Here is a 22,970-nt window from a genome sequence, read left to right on the forward strand (position 1 = left end):
CATAGTTATGGAGTTTTTACAACAGTCCTTCAGTGTGAAGTTTGACTACAAAGTGTATTTCACCACAAACCTTTTCGATAGGTCGAACGATACACTTTCAAGTTTTCTGAAAGAAAGAATGGAAGAAGGTACCATCCAGAAGGTACTGTTTGTTTTGGATCAGGGAGTAACCGAAGCGCATCCTGGGCTACAGGAAAGCATTCAAGACTATTTTGAGACTTTTGATAATATCCATCTCATTCCTGAGACACTAGTCGTGCCGGGTGGTGAAGACGCTAAAAACGACGAGAGCCTGCTGTATCAGGTAATTGACGCTGTGAATGAACACGGGATCGACCGTCATTCTTATCTGGTGGCTATTGGCGGCGGTGCTGTGCTTGATATGGTCGGTTATGCAGCCGCTATTTCACACAGAGGCGTTCGTCATATTCGCATTCCAACGACTGTACTTTCTCAAAACGATTCTGGCGTGGGTGTGAAAAATGGCGTCAATTTCTATCGGAAAAAGAATTTCCTCGGCACATTTGCGCCGCCTGTTGCAGTATTCAATGACTATCATTTTCTTACCACCTTGTCTGATCTCGACTGGCGGTCAGGGATGTCTGAAGCCGTAAAGGTAGCGCTGATCAAAGACGCTGCCTTCTTTGACTGGATTGAGCACAACGCCACTATGCTTGCAGCCCGTGATATGGGGGCCATGAAGTATTTGGTGAAACGGTGTGCTGCACTGCACCTCGACCATATTGCGGGAAAAGATCCCTTTGAGACGGGTTCTTCCAGGCCGCTCGACTTCGGTCACTGGAGTGCACACAAACTGGAGGCGCTGGCGGACTTTTCCATCAGGCATGGGGAGGCTGTAGCGATTGGGATTGCCCTCGACACTGTCTATTCAATGCTTACCAAGCGACTGTCGGAAGCCGATGCCAGGAGAATACTTGTGGTGCTTCAAAATCTTGGTTTCCCTTTGCAGCACCCACTACTTCAGTTTGAAGAAGGCAATAGCCCGCTACTCGATGGCCTGAATGAGTTCAGAGAGCACCTGGGTGGCAAACTCACCATTATGCTGTTGATAGCCATTGGCACAGGAGAGGAAGTGCATGAAATGAATGGGGAACTTATTCGTGAGTCCAGTGAATGGCTGGAAAATTATGCTCATCAACAAACGATCAGGCTCTGATTATGAAAACAGACTTTGGCTACTTAACCTACTGCTCCAACATACATACCGGCGAAAGCTGGCCAGATCATTTTGCCGCACTCAGGAAGTTCATTCCTTCAGTGAAAGAGAAATGTAGCCCAGACCAGCCTTTTGGGATTGGGCTTCGTTTATCTAACGAGGCATCGATCGACCTTGCTAAAGAGGCGTCCATGGCTGAATTTAAAGACTGGCTGACAACAACCGACAGTTATGTCTTCACCATGAATGGGTTTCCTTACGGTGGTTTTCATAACACCCGTGTGAAAGAGCAGGTACACGCTCCCGACTGGACTACCACGGACAGGCTGAGCTACACGATCAGGATGTTCGACATTCTTTCACAACTGCTTCCTGAAGGGATGGAAGGAGGGATTTCTACCTCACCTTTGACGTATCGCTACTGGCACAAGCCTAAAGACCTCCAAAAGACTTTCGAAGCCACAACGCTGAAAATGATTGAGGTAGCCAAACACCTGAAAAGGCTACATGACACGACAGGTCAGCTACTCCATCTTGACATTGAGCCTGAGCCAGACGGCCTTTTGGAGTCTGGACCAGAGTTCATCGACTGGTATGAGGCATACCTGCTTCCGCTTGGCACATCTGAGCTACAAAAGGCATTTAGTATTTCAGCAGCAGAGGCCGAAGCGACCATCAAGCGCCATGTACAGCTTTGCTACGACGTGTGTCACTTTGCAGTCGGTTATGAAAATCATCAGGAAGTGGTCAACAAACTGAAATCCTCGGGCATCAAAACAGGCAAAATTCAGATTAGCGCTGCGCTAAAAGCACCTATGGCATCAGGAAAGGCGAGGAATCCAGTGATCGCTGCCTTCAAAGGATTCAACGAGTCAACCTACCTGCATCAGGTAGTGGCCCGAACCCAAAGCGATGGTTTTAAACGCTATCCGGATTTGCCAGAAGCTCTCGCTGATGCTGACAATCAGGACATAAAGGAATGGCGTTCTCATTTCCATGTCCCCTTATTTGTCGAAGACTACGGCGTATTGAAGTCGACACAAGAAGACATTGTGAAGGTGCTTGACCTTCAAAAGGCAAAACCATTCACCAATCATCTTGAAATTGAAACCTACACATGGGAGGTGCTCCCGGAAGGTTTGAAATTAGCTATTGATGAATCCATCGTGAGAGAAATGAACTGGGTTACTGATCAGCTAAATACCGAGTTCGACTAAGTAGCAAATGAAAAAAGCCGTCGTTATTGATATTGTAGGGCTATCGGCACACCTGATAGGAGAGCAAACACCATTTCTTCAAGAGTATTTAAAGGGAAGGCACGTTCAATCCATTGTGCCTATGCTGCCTGCGGTTACCACTTCTGTACAGTCGACCTATGTCACCGGCAAATGGCCGTCTGAAACGGGTATCGTTGGCAATGGCTGGTACGATCATCAGGATTCGGAAATAAAGTTCTGGAAGCAGTCGAATAAACTGGTAGCCGGAGAGAAAATATGGGAGAGGGCGAAGAAAGTTGATCCTTCGTTTACCTGCTCCAAAATGTTCTGGTGGTACAACATGTACTCATCGGCCGACTATTCTGTGACACCAAGGCCGCAGTACTTAGCCGATGGGAGGAAAATGCCTGATTGCTACACCCAACCAGCTGGGCTTAGGGATGAACTGCAAAAGGAGCTGGGCCAATTTCCCTTGTTTCAGTTTTGGGGGCCTGGTGCCAATATCAAGTCCACCCAGTGGATTGCTGATGCTTCCATTTTCACAGACCGGCGATATGACCCCACGCTGACCCTTATTTATTTACCTCACCTCGACTACTGCTTACAAAAATTTGGCCCCGACTTCGAGTTGGTAGGAAAGGAGCTCACCGAAATTGACCAGGTTATAAAAGGGCTGGTGGACTACTACACAAAAAAGAAGGCCAGCATTATTCTGTTGTCAGAATACGGCATAAGCCCGGTGAGCAGGCCTGTTCATATCAATAGGTTGCTTCGCAAAAAAGGTCTTCTGAGTGTCCGGGAGGAAAGGGGCCTGGAGTTACTGGATGCTGGTGCCTCGAAAGCATTTGCCGTAGCCGACCATCAAGTTGCACACATTTATGTCAACGATCCATCGGTAATGGAAGAGGTAAAACGGCTGGCCGAAGCTACTCAGGGAGTGAGTTTGGTGTTGGACAAAGCCCAGCAAAAGAAACATCATATTAACCACGAAAGATCTGGTGACCTCGTGCTCATCGCCGACGAGCATAGTTGGTTCACTTACTATTTTTGGCTCGACGATGTTAAAGCACCTGACTACGCCAGGGCTGTTGACATCCACAAAAAGCCAGGCTACGACCCAGTCGAGATGTTTATGAGCTCGAAGCTCAGGGCAGGGTATAAGCTGCTTCGCAAAAAGATGGGCTTTCGCTATGTGATGGACGTTATTCCGCTGGATGCCAATTTGATCAGGGGCTCCCATGGAAGCCCCTTCGTTGACAAGAAATACCATCCAATACTTATAACTGACAAAAAAGTAAGCGATTCTTCAATACCAGCCACATCTGTGCACGACATTATCTGGCAATCGCTCAATACCTGAGCTTAGCTGTTTCTCACGGCAATGGGTGCTGACAGCAAAGTGTCAGGAATTCCAAAAGCGTCCGTGAGTGCTACGGCGTTTTGCCTTACTTCCAGGCAAAGTGTATTCACTAGCTGACGAATCGCCTTGGTTTTGGCACCAGCCATATAGTCCGCTTCCAGGTACCAGCCTTTGTGTTTCTCTATTTGGGACAAGGCAAATAACTGACAAAGCTTGGTAAGGATATGCTTGCTGCCTTCATCAGTTACTTCGCTAATCTTCTCCTGAAACTGTTCCAGAATAATTCTTTCGATGTAAGCATGCCCGACCATTACCAGGTGGTACTGGCATTGATTGAAAGCGTCGAAAGAGTCCATTCCCTGATCGATGTAATGCTTCAGTCGCTTGGCAGAAGATGCCAGAATGCTTTTTTCCCGGTACCTGAATGCTGCCAGGTGAAACTCTGAATCCAGCAGGTGTTCTTTGTCAGTGTTTCTGATGGTAATGGGGTTCATTTCCTGAATACTCACCTTGGCCTGGTCGGTCACGTAGTTCAGCATGCCGAACAGGTTCATGTGACCAAACTCCTGCCTGAATTCAGAAAGTCTGCTCTTTGCCACTAGCTGCATCAGTACTGTGTTGTCTCCTTCGAAAGTGGTGTAAATCTCTGTGTCATTTTTCAAAGCGGCGATGCGGTTTTCAGCTAAATAGCCTTTGCCCCCAAGTGCTTCTCTGCATTCTTGCAGGCTGGCAGTTGCATTCCATGTCGCCCACGACTTTAGCCCGGCGGCCAGTGCTTCTATCTCCTGCATATCTTCTTCCGTTCTTTTAAGGAACCGTTGTGTAAGATACTGAAGGGAGAAATGCAACGCATAAGCATTGGAAAGGAGTGGCATGAGGCGGCGCTGATGTGTGCGGTAGTTGAGGATGGGAACCTCTGTACCACCTTCAGGCCCGAATTGTCTTCTGCCATCGGCATATCGAATAGCAATAGTAAGCCCGGATTTCGTGGCGCTTAGCCCAGAGCGGGGAATGCCGATTCTGCCGCCCACGAGAGTCCCAAGCATGGTAAAGAACCGGCGATTGTCGCTGCTGATTGGGCTCGCAAATTGTCCTTGTTCATCTATGCTGGCAAAGCGATCCAGCATGCTTTCTTTTGGAATCACGACATTGTCGAAACGTATCACCCCGTTATCGACGCCGTTCAAGCCCATCTTTCTGCCGCAATCTTTAATTGTCACCCCCTGGTGCATGGCGCCCTTTTTGTCTCGTAGGGGAACAACAAAGGCGCTGACGCCATAGTCGGTTCCCTCGATGATAAGCTTGGCGAATACCGTAGCCATTTGGCCATGCAGTGCTGCGTTGCCAATGTACTCCTTCTGGGCTTTGGGGTTGGGTGTGTGAATGGTGATCTTGCCCGATTTGTGATCATAGGTGGCAGTAGTCTCAATACCCTTTACATTTGAACCATGGCCTGTTTCTGTCATTGCAAAGCAGCCAGGGAGGTTGAGCGTACCCGCATCAGCCAGGTACTTTTTATGGTGCTTTTCTGTGCCCAGAAAATAGATACTCATGCCAAAAAGCCCAAATTGTACTCCAAACTTGATCACCATGCTCAGGTCGTGGTAGCTAAGTGTTTCCATGATGGTGAAATAGCCTTCCATGTCATCAGCGCCACCAAACTCTTTAGGGTAGGCACGGTTTCCATAGCCCTGCGAGGCAAGGATTTTGCACCAATGGAGTACTTTTTCCCGGTATTCTGTGAGGTCTCCCGTGTCCGGGTATTTGAACTCGGGGTCGGATAGGAGTGTCTTCACTTTGGTGATGAGGGCAGCTTGATCACCATCCAAAATTGCCCTGAGGTTATCAACCGAAAAGGTTTTCTCAGATGCTAATGTTTCAGCTTCCGTAGCAGCCCGGTCGTTGGACGCCAGGTGGAAGGCTGACTCTCTGCTTATAATTCCTAAAGCATCCTCAATATCCCGCAATGGCTGCTGAGCGTTCTGAAAGGCCACCTCATCCCGGCCAATACTGTTAAGCTCTGCAAGCTTATTGCCAATGTCCACAAGGCTGGTTTTCATTTCGGGCGACAGCTCCTGGGAAATTCGTTTTATTTCTGTTAGCCAGCTTTTTATCTCGTTAGGAGACGGCGGCTTAGCAGGGTTCAGGTAAGACAGCAGCAATTCCCTTTCCTCGGTTTTCAGCCACGACTGCTTGTTAATCAAACTTTGGATATTTTTTATCTCACTTGGCGTAAGTACGTCATCTGCCCATACCATGTAAAACATGGGAAGGAAAGAATACAGAGATGGATTGGCTTTGAGTAGGGGGGAATTGATCATGGGTGTTATTGTTTGTCTAAATTTTACTCTTTAAAAGTTTTAAAACAATGATAATTTGGTTCAGCATTTGCTTTTAGTCACCGGGCTTCCCAAAAAGGCCATGAAAGATTTTGACCTTTCGAAAAAAGAGTTGTTCAATACAACTAGAGATTGATTAGTTTGATTCAACTAACTCTAACAAACCATGAAACTATTTGTTAAGATCGTTTTGTTTCTTTTGCCATACTGCTTGTCAGCAGCAAACATTCAAGCGCAATCATACTCTTTCGAATCTGTCAAATCCTATCCGTTTCCGGCCGATATGACCTCGTCTGCCACGGGTAGCAAGATAGCATGGACTTTTAACGAACAAGGGCAAAGAAACATCTATGTAGCCGAAGGCCCCGATTTCAAAGCAAGAAAGCTTACGATGTACAACGACGACAGTGGACAGGAAATATCGAGCCTGACAGTGACTGCTGATGGCCAATGGGTAGTTTATGTGAGAGGGGGGGACCATGGTTCCAATTGGGACGATGATGCGCCGGTGAATACCTCTTTCCTTCCGGAGCCCCCACAAGTTCAGATTTGGAGCATCCCATTTGCAGGCGGAGAGCCAAAAATGCTGGCGGATGGGGATTTACCTTCTGTCTCACCAAACTCGAAAACGGTAGCTTATGTTAAGGGTGGACAGATATTGTCAGTACCCATCGACGGCACTGCCAAAGGCGAGGCGCTGTTTACTGCAAGAGGAAGGAATGGCAGTATTACATGGTCACCTGATGGAACGAAAATGGCTTTTGTCTCCCATAGGGGCGATCATTCATTTGTGGGAGTTTTTACCAACAAGGAAACGCCGATTACTTGGCTGGCCCCTTCTTTCAATTTTGACAGATCTCCAGATTGGTCGCCGGATGGCACAAGAATTGTTTTTGTTCGTACACCAGGTGCAGGTGGCGCACCCGACTCGATACTGGCAAGAAAGCATCGCCCGTGGGCCATTTGGTCAGCTGATGTATCAACTGCTCAGGCCAAAAAGCTTTGGGAAGCACCCAAAACGCTGGCTGGCTCAACACCCAACACTCACGGCGGCACCAACCTACATTGGGCAGCAAAAGGCAAAATCGTATTCATGTCGTACATGGATGGCTGGCCTCATATGTATTCCATGCCTGAAGCAGGCGGCGAGCCTATGCTGCTTACACCCGGAAACTTCATGGCAGAGCATGTGAGCGTTAGCAGTGATCGTGCAACATTATTGTTTAGCGGGAATACAGGCCCCGACCCACTCGATCTCGACAGGCGTCATGCAGTTCAGGTGTCGGTGGACAAGGCCGATATGAAGGTGCTTACCCCCGGGAGCGGCGTTGAGTGGACACCCGTAATGACCGGCGACGGCAAGAGCATAGCAATGATCAGCGCAACAGCACAACGGCCGCCACTTCCGGCTATTTTAACGGCCAATGGAGGGAAAATAAAACTGCTGGCTGAAGACCGGATTCCTTCCGGGTTTCCTACAAAAAGTCTTGTGACACCAACGCAAGCGGTGTTTACATCTGAGGACGGATTTACCATCCACGGTCAGCTATTTACACCGGCCAATAGGCCAGCCAAAGGCCCTGCAATCATCTATGTTCATGGTGGGCCGCCAAGGCAAATGTTGCTCGGATGGCATTACTCGGATTATTATACCAATGGCTATGCTACCAACCAATACCTGGCCAGCCTTGGCTTCACTGTGTTGGTGGTTAACTATCGACTAGGTATCGGTTATGGCTACGAATTTCACAACCCGGCAGATGCAGGTACCTGGGGAGCCAGTGAATACAAAGACATTAAGGCTGCGGGGCTTTGGCTCGGCAAGCAGCCAGGAATTGATGCATCAAAGATTGGCATTTACGGTGGGTCATACGGCGGCTATTTGACGGCCATGGCACTGGGACGAAACTCCGATATTTTTGCCGCTGGTGTTGATATTCACGGTGTGCATGAGAGAACGACTGGGAGGATCGGAGATATCCTGTACCCCGACCAATATGAGAAGGCACCAGATGCCGAGAAGGCGGCCCAAGTGGCCTGGGAATCTTCTCCGACATCGACAATTGGTGGCTGGACTTCGCCAGTGCTGATTATCCATGGTGATGATGACCGAAATGTCCGTTTTAGCCAAAGTACTGATTTGGTGCAGCGTCTGCTTGAAAAAGGAGTGGAGATGGAAACCATCGTCATAGTCGACGATACCCACCATTGGATGAAGCATGGAAACTCCTTAAAAGCAGGAAAAGCGACGGCCGATTTCTTCGTTAGGAAGTTAATGAAGTAAGATAGTCTACTATAATAGTTAATATTTTTATTGCTAAGGGTATGTATTTAGTTTCCGGTTTATGAAGTAAAGATTTTTAAAATATTTACTTTTAACCAGTGAAACTCTTGAGCCGGCAACTTCTTTTTGTATCTTTTATATGCCTTATGTACATTCACAAGGCATCAGCGCAACAGGTATTGTCTGTTAGAGACAAATTAGGATATTCAAAGTCCTACGGTAGTGGGAGCCACGTTGCAAACGCCTTTTCCAACAAAGATTCCCTGGGAGTAACTGTCTATGCGAAAGGGGCATCGAGCAACTCGACAGAACCAGAGCCAAAGCGAGGTGAATTTATCGTTAAATTCAAACAAGGGGTACCTTCTGCTTCGCAAAGCAAGCAATTTGGATTTAATGCCAAGTCTTTCAAGGATCCAGTTCTGTTCGATAAGTTGCGTTCAGACTTGAATTTGCTGCACTCGGCCCGAACAAAAGGGAGTAAAAGTACATTGGCTGTTTCTTCGCTTGAAAAGGAGTATTCAAAAGCTTTCTTTGGGGCGTATATAAGAGTTAGTGAAGAGTTGGTTGACGAAATACAAAAACTGGACTATGTCGAATCCGTCCACCCAAATGGTGTTGTAAAGGCTTTTCTGGACACCAGCGTGCCTTTAATTCGTGCCCCGGAGGTGTGGGGTAGCTATGATACACGGGGTGAGGGAATTGTTGTTGGTATAATAGATACGGGCATTGATTACAATCATCCCGCTCTAGGTGGTGGCTTTGGTCCTGATTTTAAAGTAGTTGGTGGGTATGACTTTGTGAATGATGATAATGACCCCTTCGATGACAATGAACATGGGACGCACGTAGCTGGTATTGTGGCAGCCAATGGTGGTGGGCTTATAGGAGTAGCACCAGAAGCTAAATTGGTGGCTCTAAAAGTACTTGACCAATATGGATACGGATACGATGATGACATTCTTGATGCCATAGAATGGGCGGTTGACCCCAATGGTGATGGTGATTACAGCGACCGGTTGGATGTTGTGAATATGAGCCTTGGCGGGCCAGGTGACTACCAGTCGCCAACAGCAATTGCAGTCAATGCTGCTGTGGAAATGGGAGTTGTTTTTTGTGTGGCTGCTGGTAATTCTGGTGGCTTTAAGACGATCGGCAGCCCAGGCACAGCAGAAAGAGCCATTACAGTTGGTGCCAGTGACGACTACGACATGCTTGCCTACTTTAGCAGTAAGGGGCCAAATGCAGGAAATTATGCGATCAAGCCCGATTTGTTGGCTCCAGGCGTAAATATAGCGTCGAGTGTTCCTGGAGGAGGTACTGCGAATTTTAACGGCACATCCATGGCTACTCCTCATGTTGCTGGAGTAGCTGCCCTTTTAAGAGATATTCATCCTGACTGGACCGCAGATCAGGTAAAGGCAGCACTAACCACTACAGCCAAAGACCTTGGGCTGCAAGAAATGCAGCAGGGTTCTGGCAGATTAGATGCCGTGAAAGCTGCAGGTGTCAGCAGTACTGCATATCCAACCCAATTGAGCTATGGACTAAATGCAACCGATCAACCCAATTGGGGTGGTTCTAAGACAGTGACTGTTACGAATAATAGTGTTTCTGAACAATCCTATTCCATAACAGTAACGGGAACGCAAGCAGGGATAACATTGACTCCAACTGAGACAGCTTTTACGCTAAGTTCCGGCCAGTCCACTACCATAAGCTTTTCTCTTGCCGTTGACAATAATGTATTTGAACAGGAGCCCAAAGCCTCACAATCCACCGGAGGTAGGGTGACAATTGCAAGTGAAGAAGATGCGCTTGTAATACCCTGGGCCTTCGTTAGTGGAACTATTGTCAGAATAGTTTTTGAGGATAATCAATTGAACAGGGACTATAATAAACTGATCCAATTATTCAACGACGATTTTTCTTATGGTGCCTACGATGCTTCATTTTCGGAAGATGGGTTAACTGCGACCTTCCTTGTGCCGAACGCTACTTATAACGGATTTTTCTTGTTTGAAGACTGGAGCAAGATTGCGCTTAAGGAAAATATTATTATTGATGGCAGTACCACTATTTCGGTAACCTCGGCCGATGCGGGAAACAAAATAACTTTTGCTGCCACAGATGAGAATGGCGAAAGTTTAGCAGACAGTTATCAGGGAACCTTAACCTTACTGATTCAGTCAAAGAGCAGCCGCTTTGGAAATATTGTTTCATACGGCACTGCGCTTCGTGAATTAAATTTTTCTGATTTTTCCTCAGAGTACTTCGCTACAACAAACTACACATTTGATGTTCGGAATGAGTCTGGTAACAAGTTGTATAACATAGAGTTAGGTGCTTTCGATGGTCTCTCTGAAAGTGCAGACATTCAGCGAAACTCCGAGGATCTTTACCATTTTGGCCTTGATTTTGATTTGCCAGGATCGTCTGCCGTTCATGCTATTACCTTCTTTGTTAATGCGCATTGGTTTGACGATTATGGTGGGGGCGGAAATACTGTTGGTTTTGGTTGGAATTGGGGCAGTAGTTTAAATTTGCCTGTAGATAAATGGCATGCAGACGCATATATTACTGAGTCCTCAGTTATTAACAACTGGGGCTTAGGGATTGATGCACATGTTTCCAAAAATGTCAACGATTCCTATCATTCGTTGCGAACTAAACTGCTTAGGGTCTTTGATAATAAGATTGCCAGTTTCGATGGCAAATGGCCACTGAGCGACACGCCGGGAATGAATATGGGGCAAACACTCAATTTTGGTAGTGGTGTTCTGCACCCAGGTACCTACCTGAATAATTACGATATCCGTTCAAGCGCTTTTTTGGGATCATTCGGGGAAGAAACCTATTTCCTGTATGATCAGATGAATGTGAAAGTTTCAGCGAACGACTTGGTTCTTTTCAATGGAACAGGGAGAGATTTTTTCTCAGACTGGGGGTTTTATCAGGCTGGACAGTATCAATTTGACTTCACTGTTCCACATGAACAAATGCCTGGCAAGGAAGGCGTTATCAAATACACAACCAATTCCATTGTTCAAAATGAAGGCGGCAGCGTGATGTCTCCTTTTGTGCCGGGGCTTTATTTTCAAGATAAATCGGGCGAACTTACTAACCAATTTGAAAAGGTATTGGATGGTAAGGTAAGATTTTCAGTAAGACCCGGCCTGTCTTCGCTCGTTGGTAGCCAGCTTTACATTCAGAAAAGTGGTTCGGATGACTACGAGATCGTTCCAGTGGAATATGTTACTACGGAAAACCTCGATGGAAGGAAAGTGTTCGAAGGAAGTATTTTTAACAAACCATCTAACGATACATATTATGACATCAAACTGGTGGCCAAGGGATCTTCCGGTGACTCTATGCAACATATAATGACCTCTGCACTGTTCGTAAAAGCGAACAAAATTCCGGAAGTTGTTGACCAGCAACCAGTCACAATATTCAGAGGCGCCTCTCACGAAATATCTTTGGATGATTTGATCATTTTGGATGACGATTCCAATGCTTCTGAGATGAGCATAATTGTGGAAAATGGGGATAGTTATTCTGTTGATGGCAAAAAGGTTATAGCACCGATCGATTTCGTTGGCACAATTAAGGTCCCCGTTTCGGTTAATGATGGTTATGATAGTAGTGAGCCATTTCTATTGAACATTAAAGTTGTTAATCAGCCTCCGGTTGTTACAGGGCAAGTAGCTGTTGAAATAGAGAAAAACAACGCTTATACGTTGTCCCTAACAGACCTGACTGCGACAGACGCCGATGACATTTACCCAACAAAACATACGCTACTTGTTCTACCTGGCGAGCACTATGTAGTTGAAGGCATGACAGTCTTTCCTGACGAAACTTATGGAGGTGAACTTCAGGTAAACATTGTTGTTAATGATGGATTTTCAAACAGTGCAGTATATAAGTTTGAAATTCAGGTAACAAATGAGCCTCCGGTGATCACAGGACAGCAAGTTATAAGTATTTGGAAGTCAGCATCATGGGAGATCGGCGTCGATGATCTTATCGTCGTAGATTCAGATAATCACTATCCTGACGGGTTTACTGTGAAAGTGTTGGCCGTTTCAAGTGGGCAGTTGGAAGATAACCTTGTTACACCACCAAACGATTTTAATGGTCTCTTAACCGCTTCGGTTGTTGTGAACGATGGGGCTGACGATAGTAATGTATTTGAGCTGGAAATTGAAGTGGTTAATGTTGCGCCATCGATTGTTGGGCAGCAGTCAAAGCAAGTGACTAAGAATAGTAATTTTTCTGTATCAGTTGATGACTTACAAATCATTGATGAGAACGATGGGCCTGATTTTGCTTACCAGCTTTCTATCGGGCAAGGCGAGGGCTTTTCTGTTACCGAGGATGGCATGGTTCGGCCGACTACAGGGTTTGTCGGCACCATTATCATTCCTTTGACAGTGAGTGATGGGGTGGATAGTAGCCCGGTTTTTGAGTTCTCGGTAGACATTGTTAACCACAAGCCAGTAATTACCGGGCAGGTAGCAGCGACGCTTGGTAAAAATACGCCGATTGGGATCGATTTAGCGCAGTTGACTGTGACTGATGCAGATGACCCGATCGAAAGTCTGACCCTGAAACTAGTTGAGGGGAATGGTTATCAGATTGTTGAGGGTAAGATTATGCCGTCAGTTAATTTTGTAGGAGTTCTAAAGATCAATATAGCGGTAACTGACGGCATTGATGATAGCGACCTGTTTGAATTTTCAGTAAACCTGAGCAACGACGTTCCGCAAATTGTTGGTCAGCAGGAACTGAGTATTGACAAAAATACTTCACTAAAAATCCTGCCTCAATATCTATTTGTTGATGACGATGATGATGAATTCCCAGTCAACCATTCTTTGAAGATAGGGGCTGGTGACAATTATAGTGTATCAGGGCAGACGGTAACTCCTGCTTTGGACTACGTTGGTGTCCTGGAAGTGCCGATCGTTGTGAGTGACCCAAACAGCACGAGTCTGCCTTATAATCTAATCATCATGGTGAATGCAATAAGTGGCATTCAAGATAGTATGTCTCAGCTTATTGATGTTTACCCTATTCCAGTTAATGATTACCTAAGCATTCGGTTTAAAAGCCAAATATGTGGACAAATCATGCTAAGCATCGTTGACCTGGTGGGGCAAACACTCACGGAAGATAATTTGGAGAATATCCAATCTAATAGTGAATATGCGTTGGTTACAAGCCATCTCCGTCCTGGAGTTTATCTCTTGCTGGTCTCGACTTCTTCAGGGGATAGTTTCAGTACTCGTATCGTCAAAGACTAGGCACTAGCTGCCTCGTCCAGAAACCAATAAAGCACACCATTAGTGGGTTTAATATGCGAGGCAGGGTAGGTTCTGAACTTCCCTCTGTGCTTCAGTATTTCCCTCACTTTAGGCTGCTTGCTTTCGCCAGTCACCAGAAAGGCGATGCTTTTGGCATTGTTGATTACCGGGCCGGAAAGGCTGATTCTTTTTTGCCCTGATTCAGGGTGTGTGGCCACAACACAGGTTTCGGTAGCTTTTAACAACTCCATTTGATCAGGAAAGATCGATGCAGTGTGCCCGTCGGTGCCAAGGCCAAGTATTACCAAGTCGAACCTGGGCAGCCCGTCGGATGAGGTTACGTTCTTTTTGATCTCGTGGCTGTGTCGTTGGGCCTCCTGCCTGGGTTCGTTTTCGCCAAGGATGCGGTGAATATTGCCTTCAGGAACACCAACCTTATCAAACAGATGCGTCTTCGCCATGCCATAGTTGCTGTCCTTATCGGTAGGAGGGACACAACGTTCATCACCCCAATAGAAATGCATCTTCGACCAATCTATTGCCTTTTTGTAATCAGCAGCAAGAATGTCAAACAGTAGCTGTGGGGTAGAACCTCCGGAGAGTGCAATGTTCAGTTTGTCACTGTTTTGATTGAGATCGACCAAAAAGGTGGCAAAATCCTCTGCTACTGCCCTGGGGTTTTTTGAAATATGTAATTCCATCAGCTATTATAGTTCGCAATAAAGTCCGTCATCAACCAAATTGGCGCAAGGATTCCGCCAGCCGTGGCCATTTTCAATTAGTGTATTTGCCTGTTCTGGGCCCCAGGTGCCTGAGGGGTACCCATATACGGGAAGGTCGGGATCATCTTTCCATGCTTTTAGTATCGGATCAACAAACTCCCAGGCAGCAATAACACTGTCGCCTCTGGCGTAGAGTGTCGCATCGCCCTGCATGCAATCGAGCAGCAGCCTTTCGTAGGCTTCTGGCACGTATGCGTCCGTTAGCCCATCATACTGAAAGTCCATGTTCACCGTTTCTACCTTAAAGCCGTTGCCCGGCACCTTCAGACCGAACTTCAATAAAATACCCTCGTTGGGCTGAATTCTGAAGACCAGTACATTTTGTGAGTTGGCAATTCGCCGCTGGCTGAACAGGTGATGGTGGTTGGGTTTGAAGTGAATCACCACCTCGGAAACCCTGGTTGGCAGCCGCTTGCCGGTGCGGACGAAGAAAGGCACATCGGCCCATCTCCAGTTGTCGATGTAGAATTTTAAAGCCGCAAAGGTTTCGGTTCTTGATTCGGCATCCACGCCTTGCTCATCTCTATAACCGAGATATTCCTTGTCTCCGATTGTCGAATTGAGGTATTGACCCCTGATTACGTTATCTCTGATGTCGTCTTGGGTCAAAGGGCGTAAGGATCTGAAAAGCTTTAGCTTCTCGTTGTGAATAGACTCCGCATCCATTCTGGCCGGAGGTTCCATTGTAACAAGGGATACCAACTGTAGCAAGTGATTTTGGATCATGTCCCTCAAAGCTCCGGAGCCATCGTAGTAACCGCCACGCTTCTCTACACCCACACTTTCTGCCGCTGTAATCTCCACTTTCTCAATGTAAATACGGTTCCAAAGCGGTTCGAAAATCGTATTGCCAAACCTGGCTACCAGCGTATTTTGCACGGTTTCTTTGCCCAGGTAATGGTCAATTCTATAAATCTGATCTTCTTTGAATGATTCAAGCAGCTGGTTGTTTAGTTCTTTTGCACTTTCCAACGTGTAGCCAAAAGGCTTTTCAACAATCAATCTCTTCCAACCCTTTTCTTCCGTGTTGAGTTGAGCTTCGCCCAAATTCTTAGAAATCACAGAGTAAAGTGAAGGGGGAGTAGAAAGATAGAAAATATAGTTTTGATCCGTGTGACAGTCATTGCATAACGTTTTAAGCCGATTGGCCAGCAACTGATAGTCTACTACCGCTTTCGTGTCAATTGACTGATAGAATACCAACTTGGCGAAGCTATCTAACTCATCTGGCTTTTCTTTAGAAGCTTTCAGGTGTGGGTTGTCAAACACAACTTTCTTTCTGTATTCCTCGTCGCTAAAATCCGTTCGGCTAACACCAAGAATGGCATAATTCTCCGGCAAGAAACCTCTTTTGAATAAATTGAAAACGGCGGGAATTAGTTTACGCTCAGTAAGATCGCCAGAGGCTCCAAAAATAGTAAGTATCTGATTATCAGTTTTTTTCATTTAGGTACTACACAGGGGTGATAGCAAAATTCAATTTAATTGGCGAAGATCAGTATTTTTGGTCTGAATCTCTTGATATTCGCTAAAAAACAAGCAATTAACATCATATGAAGGCAGTTGGTTGCATGGTGGCCGTCATGTGGAATGAAAAATAGGACAGGAATGGAAAAAACGTATGACTTTGGCCTTGTAGGCCTCGGAGTGATGGGAAGAAACTTCATTTTAAATGTGGCAGACAATAATTTCTCCGCCTTTGGGCTGGATACGGATCTCGAAAAGGTAAAGTCTTTGAGGGAAGAAGGGGCAGGAAAGGTTGTTGATGGTACTACCGATAAAAAGGAGTTTGTCTCAAAACTTTCCAGGCCAAGAAAGATCATGTTGCTGGTTCCCGCCGGAGGGCCTGTCGACGCTGTTATCAACGATTTGTCCCCATTGCTTGACAAAGGCGACCTGATCATTGATGGTGGAAATTCATTTTTTACTGACACAGACAGAAGAGCTGAAAACCTGGAGTCAAAAGGCATTTATTTTTTTGGTACTGGTGTTTCCGGTGGTGCCAAAGGAGCCAGATTTGGGCCCAGCATTATGCCAGGAGGCGACAAAGATGCCTATGAAATTGTAAGGCCAATTTTTGAGGCTGTTTCAGCGAAAGTCAATGGCGAACCATGTGTCGACTACATGGGGGCACGGTCAGCCGGTAACTACGTGAAAATGGTGCACAACGGTATTGAGTATGGGCTGATGCAGCTTATTTCCGAGGCATATGACGTAATGAAGCGGGGGCTTGGTCTGAGCAATCAGCAGCTTCACAATACTTTCGATCAGTGGAACAAGACCAAGCTACAGTCGTTTTTGGTGGAGATAACAGCGGAGATTTTCAAGAAGAAGGACGAGCTGACAAACAAAGACCTGGTCGATGTGATCCTTGATAAGGCAAAGCAAAAAGGCACAGGCAAGTGGACGTCTCAAAACGCTATGGATTTGGGTATCCCGGTACCAACTATCGACGTGGCCGTGAGTATGCGGGAAATATCCTCAATGAAGGCTGATCGGGAAAAAGCAGAATCACTCTACGGAGCCAAGGCAATCAAAGGAGATAGCAGCCTTACCGTGAAAGACGTTGAAGACGCACTTTTCTTTGCCTATATCGTTACATACGCTCAGGGAATGACCCAGCTTTGGGCTGCTTCGAAAGAGTACAACTACGGCTGCGACATGGAAACCATCGCTAAAATATGGAGAGGTGGCTGCATCATCCGCTCAGGCCTTTTAGAGGACATGAGGAAGGCGTATGCCAGGGATAAAGCACTTAGTAGCCTGTTGCTGGACAAGGACATTGCAGCCAAAGCTAAAAGCTGTGAAGTGTCGGCCAGAAAAGTAGCTGCTTATGCTATTGGTCAGGGCATTCCGGTGTCGGGTATGGTGGCTGGTTTGAGCTATTTCGACGCTTTCACCACCGGTCGTTTGCCACTGAACCTGATTCAGGCACAACGTGATCACTTTGGTTCACATACCTATGAGAGAACCGATAGGGAAGGGATTTTCCATACTGAGTGGTAAAAGAAAAAGGCTGAGTTAGTAGCTCAGCCTTTTCATTACCTATATTTCCAAAATACATTCTTGGGGTTGTTATATAGCGTCAGAACCTCGTTCGCCAGTTCTGATTCTTATGCATTCTTCGAGCGGCGTAATAAAAATCTTGCCGCTGCCTATCATATCGCCATCGTGCGCCTGCGCAGCATCCATAATGGCGTTGCAGGTGGTTTGAACAAAGCTATCATTGACAGCAATTTCCAACCGGATGTTCGACACCAGGTTGGGGATTACCTTCTGGCCTCTGTATACTTCCTCGGACACCCGCCTTCCGTGACCGGAAACGTTGCCCACAGTTATTCTTGATATGCCAGCCTGAATCAACGATTCTCTCACTTGATCTAGCTGATTTTCTCTTATAATGGCTATAATCAGTTTCATTCTCTGTTAGTTAGGGGTGATCATTCCGTATCCTTTCTCACCATGGTACACATTGTCGAGCCCTTTCATTTCATCTTCCTCGGTGGCCCGGATTTTGACAAATTTATTGAGCACAAAAAGAATGACGAAAGTGCCTACACCGGCGTAAACTATGGCTATCACAATAGCAGTTAGTTGCACTCCAAGTTGTTGCATTACTGTCCACGTGCCACCTACAGCCGTTGCTGCATCAGCCATCCAGCTTTCTCTGATGAAGAAAACAAGGAAAATGGCACCTATGATACCGCCAACACCGTGGATACCAAAAGCATCTAGTGTATCATCATAGCCGAGTTTGTTTTTTAGTATAATAGCGAGGTAGCACACAATAGTAGAAAGTGCTCCCAGTACAAGAGCTCCTCCTGGCTGAACAACGCCAGCGGCAGGCGTGATGGCTACCAAACCTGCCAGGATGCCCGATGCAAAACCAAGTGCCGTTGCTTTCCCCTGATGGAAGCCTTCCACGATCAGCCAGGTAAGTGCACCGGCCGCAGCTGCTATTTGTGTAACGGTCAGGGCCTGGGCAGTGCTCAACCCACTTGAGATACTGCTGCCGGCATTGAACCCAAACCAACCCACCCAAAGAAGCCCGGCGCCGATCATCGTCATCACAAGGTTGTTGGGCTGCATGGGCAAATGTGGGTGCGATTTTCTGGCTCCAATAAAGAGCACGGCAACCAATCCGCTAACACCGGCGGAGATATGTACAACCGTGCCTCCGGCAAAATCAATGGCACCGTTGGCTCCCAGGTTGAAAAGGAAGCCGTCGGATGCCCAAACCCAGTGGCAAAGCGGATTGTAAACGACAAGGCCCCACAGCGCTATGAAAAAGCAATAACCTTTAAACGTGATTCGTTCGGCCACGGCACCGGCAATAAGCGCAGGGGTGATGATGGCAAATTTTGCCTGGAACATGGAGAAGACATACTCGGGGATGCCGTCAATAATACTGTCATCGATACCTGAAAGCATCACATAGTCGGAATTCCAGCCAAACCAGCCACCAAGTACATTTTCACCAAAAGCCATGCTATAGCCGCAAACTACCCAAAGAACAGTCATGATACCCATGGCTGTAAAACTGTGCATCATAGTGCCGAGCACGTTTTTAGTCCTGACAAGGCCACCATAAAACATGGCAAGGCCGGGAATCATAAGGAGCACAAGTGTGGTAGATGTCAGCATCCAGGCAGTGGCACCTGAGTCGATCTCAGACGTTTCCTGGGCAAAGGCAACAGTGGAAGAGGCAATAATAGCCAATCCACTCAATAGAATTGGTCGAACAAAAAGCTTCATGTAGGGTGTGTTTAAAATTCAATCACCAGCTTTTTGGGACATGTTGTTTAGGGTGACGCAATATAGGAATTCAGATTTAAACTTCCTGAACGAGGCGCATTAAACCTGAAAGTAGCCGGTTCGGAAGCGTCAGAAATCTAATTATTGCAATTATTTAAGCTTATGTGCTCGCTCCAATTTCCGTGGCTAACTTCAACGGTCATGCTCCCACCCTTAGTGTCGAACCTTCCGTCTTCCAGCACTACGCCATCGCCACTAACGACCTGAAAGGAGGCGCTTGTGGAGAGCGAATACCTGATGCCGTTCGTAAAAGTAACTATGGGATTAAGCCTTTGGAAAACCAGCCCGGCGGTCGATTGGCTGGGAATGCACTCTTTGATGATCTCATAGCCTTCAACTTCCTCTGGCGTTCCATTTAGGAATAGTCCAAGAGGAATATGTAACCTACTGGCCCAATCGCTTTCAGCATGGATACCACCTGGCACCTCATAGTAGAAAATGTCTTTCCCATACCTAAACCCCAGATTCTCCAGGCTTTCAATCATTGGCACGTAATAGTTCCACTCTTTAGTGCCTATGTCAAAATAGAACCGGGTGTTTGACAATTCCCTTGGCTCATCGAAAATAGCATAGTCGGCCACCCAGAATGAGGGTGACATGGAGGCGGAAAAGGAAAAGACTTCCGGGTAATTAATTCCGGCCCAGGCCGCATAAAGCCCGCTGAGCGAGAATCCAAATATGGCCCTCCTTTTTGTGTCAACAGGATAGTCTTCCTCAACCTTCGGAATCACCTCATTGATCAGCCTTTGAGTATAGTTAATAGACCCCGGAGAGTAATCAGACCAGTTTTCTTTGATCCACTGATCATTGTAGGGTATATATCTGCCGTACCTATGGCCCGCTGCTGAGATACCCACCATTATAAAAGGTTCAATCCCCGAGGATGCTTCAAATTTGTAAGAAGTAAGGCTGGCGATGGCTCCTTTGAAAACGTCCCCATCATTGAAGTAAATAATAGGATATTTCCCCGAGGCATTTTCTACCCTCGGCACGTAAATGTCGATAGTTAGGTCATTGGATAACTCCTGTGTGATGATGTCAAAGCTTGAAGTTCCCGACGGAGGTGGTACGTTGTCATCATCTGACGGTGATGGGTTGGAATCACTACAGCCGCAACTGAACAGGATGCAGGCCAGGAAGGCAATCTGGTAAAGTGCTCTCATATAACGATATGACAACTCAGGATATAAAAGTACTTATTTGTAGAAAAAATCATTTTGATCTGATCTGGACCTACACCCAAAGCGGCTCCATATTGGTTATTTACCTAAACGGTTTTATTATTTTACTGACCAACCTGTATATTGTTGAACGACCAAACTGTAACCCATTGTGAGAAGACCAATTAAACTGATCCTTGTTTTAGTTTCCATATTCATCTTTCAAAGTTGCGAAACTCCTCAACAAGCAACTGCTGAATTCACAGCTGACGAAATACAACGATGGGAGGCCGTGGCCTCTCGTGTCACCATTATTCGTGACAACTGGGGCATTCCCCACATTTATGGTAAAACTGATGCTGACGCTATTTTTGGAATGCTGTATGCACAGTGTGAAGACGACTTTAAGCGGATAGAAACCAACTACCTCACCTCAATTGGCCGAATGGCTGAAGTGGAAGGGGAGAAAGCGTTATATACTGACCTTCGCCAAAGGCTTTTCATCAACGAAGAAGAGATAAAAGCCCTTTATAATGAGGCACCGGAGGGAATGAAAGAACAAATGAAGGGCTTTGCCGATGGCATCAACTATTACCTTTACAAACATCCCGAAGTGAAGCCTATGCTACTCACCAGATTTGAACCGTGGATGCCCCTTACTTTTAGTGAGGGTAGTATCGGTGGAGACATCGAGTCTATTTCAACTGAAAACTTAGAGGCGTTTTACGGGGGGAAGCCAGTTTCTCCGGTTTCTTCAGTGTATACCTACGAACCAGAACCAGAGCCTACTGGATCCAATGGGTTTGCTATCGCACCTTCCAACAGCGCATCGGGGAACTCTTTGCTACTAATCAATCCCCACACATCTTTCTTTTTTCGCTCCGAGCAGCATGTGGTAAGTGAAGAAGGCCTTAATGCCTATGGAGCTGTTACCTGGGGGCAATATTTTATCTATCAGGGCTTCAATGAACACTGCGGCTGGATGCATACTTCCAGCGCAGCCGACGTAATTGACGAGTTTGCTGAGACTGTTGTAGAAAAGGATGGGAATTATTTCTACAAGTATGGCGAAGAGGAGAGGGCTCTGGAGGCCTCAGAGGTCACTTTGAAATACAAAGACGGTGAGAAAGTCGTCAGCAAAACATTCACGACCTACAAATCTCACCACGGCCCGATCGTAAGGGAAGAAGGCGGTAAATGGATTGCCGTAGGGCTGATGCAGGATCCATTGAATGCCCTCAGTCAATCATACATGCGAACAAAGGCTGCCACCTACAACGACTTCAATAACAACATGCGGCTTCGGACCAACTCGTCGAACAATACGGTGTATGCCGACGACCAGGGCAATATAGGTTACTACCATGGCAACTTTATGCCTGTTCGTGACCCCCGGTTTGACTACTCAGGGGTGATCGACGGCAGCAACCCAGCCACCGACTGGCAGGGGCTCCACAAAATCGAGGAACTCGTTAGTTTGCTGAACCCTGAAAGCGGCTGGCTACAGAACTGCAATTCAACGCCATTTACGGCAGCAGCAGGATTTAGCCCCAAGCCTGAACACTACCCTGTATACATGGCCCCAGATCAGGAAAACGCCCGGGGTATTCACGCTGTTCGGGTATTGGAAGGGAAAACGAACTTTACACTTGATAAGCTTATTGAAGCGGCTTATGACCCGTATTTGGTGGGATTTGAAAACCTCGTTCCCTCTGTGGTACAAGCGTATGAAGGCTCCTCAGAGAAAGAAGCTGATCTGGCAGCTCCGATAAAAGTGCTTAAAGAGTGGGATTTACGTTTTGGAGAAGAATCTATCGGTACGGCGCTGGCCATCTTCTGGGCCCAGGAGTTAATGAAAGACTTGTACGAAACAAAAGATGTTCGGCTTAGGCAGTTGGCTATGATTGACTATATGACCACCGAAGCAGAGCCACAGATGAAGCTTGAAGCATTGAAAAAAGCCGTTGAAAAGCTGACAGCAGACTTTGGCACATGGGAAACAGCCTGGGGACAAATCAATCGCTTTCAGCGGGTGGAAGGTGCCATCAGAGAGCCTTTCAACGATGAATTAGCAAGCAACCCCATTGCTTACACAAGCAGCATGTGGGGAGCTTTGTCTGCGTTCGGTAGCAGGCCATATGCAGGCACGAAACGTTGGTACGGAACAAGTGGCAACAGCTTTGTGGCCGTTGTGGAGTTTGGAGACACTGTCAAAGCCAAGGCGATAGTTACGGGCGGACAAAAGAGCGATCCGGCTTCACCACATTTCAATGACCAGGCGGAGATGTACCGGAAAGGAGAGTTCAGAGATGTGCTTTTCTACAAAGCAGACGTAGAAAGAGCAGCTGAAAAAACTTATCACCCTTAATAATTATTTTCGACAGCGGTTTAGAACAAAAGGAAGGGAGCAGGGAACAAGTGAATTCAGATGCCTGAACGCTAAATTGCTTTTGCGCATTTTTTTACTTAATCTTAGAATAAAGGAAGGATCAAAGAGCTGGGGGATGTCATGTTCATCAATCTAAATCAT

The 22,970-nt window shown here is 46.6% G+C and carries 13 protein-coding genes; 7 read left to right on the plus strand and 6 right to left on the minus strand.

What is annotated here, in order from left to right:
- The first annotated feature begins 7 nt into the window (after positions 1-7).
- The 3 genes from RIF36_RS13360 to RIF36_RS13370 are packed head-to-tail and all read left to right on the plus strand — an operon-like array spanning position 8 to position 3,754.
- The gene (locus RIF36_RS13360; RefSeq protein WP_350119227.1) at positions 8-1,177 is read left to right on the plus strand and encodes a 3-dehydroquinate synthase; all 1,170 of its coding nucleotides are present in this window, start codon (positions 8-10) and stop codon (positions 1,175-1,177) included.
- A 2-nt stretch (positions 1,178-1,179) separates the two neighbouring features.
- Complete coding sequence (eboE, locus tag RIF36_RS13365) at positions 1,180-2,394, plus strand: metabolite traffic protein EboE (RefSeq protein ID WP_350119230.1); 1,215 nt, start codon at positions 1,180-1,182, stop codon at positions 2,392-2,394.
- A 7-nt stretch (positions 2,395-2,401) separates the two neighbouring features.
- Positions 2,402-3,754, plus strand: a complete 1,353-nt coding sequence (locus RIF36_RS13370; RefSeq protein ID WP_350119232.1) for an alkaline phosphatase family protein — start codon at positions 2,402-2,404, stop codon at positions 3,752-3,754.
- 2 nt (positions 3,755-3,756) lie between these two features.
- Here the strand turns inward: RIF36_RS13370 and RIF36_RS13375 are convergent, their stop codons facing one another.
- Positions 3,757-6,075, minus strand: a complete 2,319-nt coding sequence (locus tag RIF36_RS13375; protein WP_350119235.1) for an acyl-CoA dehydrogenase family protein — start codon at positions 6,073-6,075, stop codon at positions 3,757-3,759.
- Between the two features lie 184 nt (positions 6,076-6,259).
- On the opposite strand from RIF36_RS13375, the gene RIF36_RS13380 reads away from it, so the two are divergent.
- Positions 6,260-8,377 carry a S9 family peptidase gene (locus tag RIF36_RS13380; RefSeq protein WP_350119238.1) on the plus strand — a complete coding sequence of 706 codons (2,118 nt, stop codon included), beginning with the start codon at positions 6,260-6,262 and terminating at the stop codon, positions 8,375-8,377.
- A gap of 146 nt (positions 8,378-8,523) precedes the next feature.
- A complete protein-coding gene (locus tag RIF36_RS13385; RefSeq protein ID WP_350119241.1) occupies positions 8,524-13,683 on the plus strand; it encodes a S8 family serine peptidase in 5,160 nt (1,719 codons plus the stop codon).
- Here the strand turns inward: RIF36_RS13385 and pgl are convergent.
- On the minus strand, positions 13,680-14,384 hold the full coding sequence (gene pgl / locus RIF36_RS13390) for a 6-phosphogluconolactonase (protein WP_350071438.1): 705 nt from the start codon (positions 14,382-14,384) through the stop codon (positions 13,680-13,682). The genes RIF36_RS13385 and pgl overlap by 4 nt on opposite strands.
- A 6-nt stretch (positions 14,385-14,390) precedes the next feature.
- Positions 14,391-15,911 carry a glucose-6-phosphate dehydrogenase gene (gene zwf, locus RIF36_RS13395; RefSeq protein ID WP_350071441.1) on the minus strand — a complete coding sequence of 507 codons (1,521 nt, stop codon included), beginning with the start codon at positions 15,909-15,911 and terminating at the stop codon, positions 14,391-14,393.
- Between the two features lie 162 nt (positions 15,912-16,073).
- On the opposite strand from zwf, the gene gnd reads away from it, so the two are divergent.
- A complete protein-coding gene (gene gnd, locus RIF36_RS13400; protein ID WP_350119244.1) occupies positions 16,074-17,471 on the plus strand; it encodes an NADP-dependent phosphogluconate dehydrogenase in 1,398 nt (465 codons plus the stop codon).
- 69 nt (positions 17,472-17,540) lie between these two features.
- Here gnd and RIF36_RS13405 read toward each other — a convergent pair whose 3' ends face one another.
- From RIF36_RS13405 to RIF36_RS13415, 3 genes are all read right to left on the minus strand, one after another.
- Positions 17,541-17,885 (minus strand): P-II family nitrogen regulator, encoded by a 345-nt coding sequence (locus RIF36_RS13405; protein WP_350071447.1) that lies wholly within the window; start codon positions 17,883-17,885, stop codon positions 17,541-17,543.
- A gap of 6 nt (positions 17,886-17,891) precedes the next feature.
- Entirely contained in the window at positions 17,892-19,220 is a 1,329-nt protein-coding gene (locus RIF36_RS13410) for an ammonium transporter (protein WP_350119247.1), read from the minus strand.
- Between the two features lie 137 nt (positions 19,221-19,357).
- The gene (locus tag RIF36_RS13415) at positions 19,358-20,443 is read right to left on the minus strand and encodes an alpha/beta hydrolase (RefSeq protein WP_350119250.1); all 1,086 of its coding nucleotides are present in this window, start codon (positions 20,441-20,443) and stop codon (positions 19,358-19,360) included.
- Between the two features lie 169 nt (positions 20,444-20,612).
- On the opposite strand from RIF36_RS13415, the gene RIF36_RS13420 reads away from it, so the two are divergent.
- Positions 20,613-22,808 (plus strand): acylase, encoded by a 2,196-nt coding sequence (locus tag RIF36_RS13420; RefSeq protein ID WP_350119253.1) that lies wholly within the window; start codon positions 20,613-20,615, stop codon positions 22,806-22,808.
- The last annotated feature ends 162 nt before the right edge of the window (positions 22,809-22,970 follow it).

Origin of the sequence: Imperialibacter sp., assembly GCF_040222815.1 — a bacterium.
In the GTDB taxonomy this organism is placed as follows: Bacteria; Bacteroidota; Bacteroidia; order Cytophagales; family Cyclobacteriaceae; genus Imperialibacter.

Excerpts from the sequence above, each read along its gene's own strand:
- RIF36_RS13360 (WP_350119227.1), top strand. The coding sequence starts at position 8 with ATGGAGTTTTTACAACAGTCCTTCAGTGTGAAGTTTGACTACAAAGTG.
- eboE (WP_350119230.1), top strand. The coding sequence starts at position 1,180 with ATGAAAACAGACTTTGGCTACTTAACCTACTGCTCCAACATACATACC.
- RIF36_RS13370 (WP_350119232.1), top strand. The coding sequence starts at position 2,402 with ATGAAAAAAGCCGTCGTTATTGATATTGTAGGGCTATCGGCACACCTG.
- RIF36_RS13375 (WP_350119235.1), bottom strand. The coding sequence starts at position 6,075 with ATGATCAATTCCCCCCTACTCAAAGCCAATCCATCTCTGTATTCTTTC.
- RIF36_RS13380 (WP_350119238.1), top strand. The coding sequence starts at position 6,260 with ATGAAACTATTTGTTAAGATCGTTTTGTTTCTTTTGCCATACTGCTTG.
- RIF36_RS13385 (WP_350119241.1), top strand. The coding sequence starts at position 8,524 with ATGTACATTCACAAGGCATCAGCGCAACAGGTATTGTCTGTTAGAGAC.
- pgl (WP_350071438.1), bottom strand. The coding sequence starts at position 14,384 with ATGGAATTACATATTTCAAAAAACCCCAGGGCAGTAGCAGAGGATTTT.
- zwf (WP_350071441.1), bottom strand. The coding sequence starts at position 15,911 with ATGAAAAAAACTGATAATCAGATACTTACTATTTTTGGAGCCTCTGGC.
- gnd (WP_350119244.1), top strand. The coding sequence starts at position 16,074 with ATGGAAAAAACGTATGACTTTGGCCTTGTAGGCCTCGGAGTGATGGGA.
- RIF36_RS13405 (WP_350071447.1), bottom strand. The coding sequence starts at position 17,885 with ATGAAACTGATTATAGCCATTATAAGAGAAAATCAGCTAGATCAAGTG.
- RIF36_RS13410 (WP_350119247.1), bottom strand. The coding sequence starts at position 19,220 with ATGAAGCTTTTTGTTCGACCAATTCTATTGAGTGGATTGGCTATTATT.
- RIF36_RS13415 (WP_350119250.1), bottom strand. The coding sequence starts at position 20,443 with ATGAGAGCACTTTACCAGATTGCCTTCCTGGCCTGCATCCTGTTCAGT.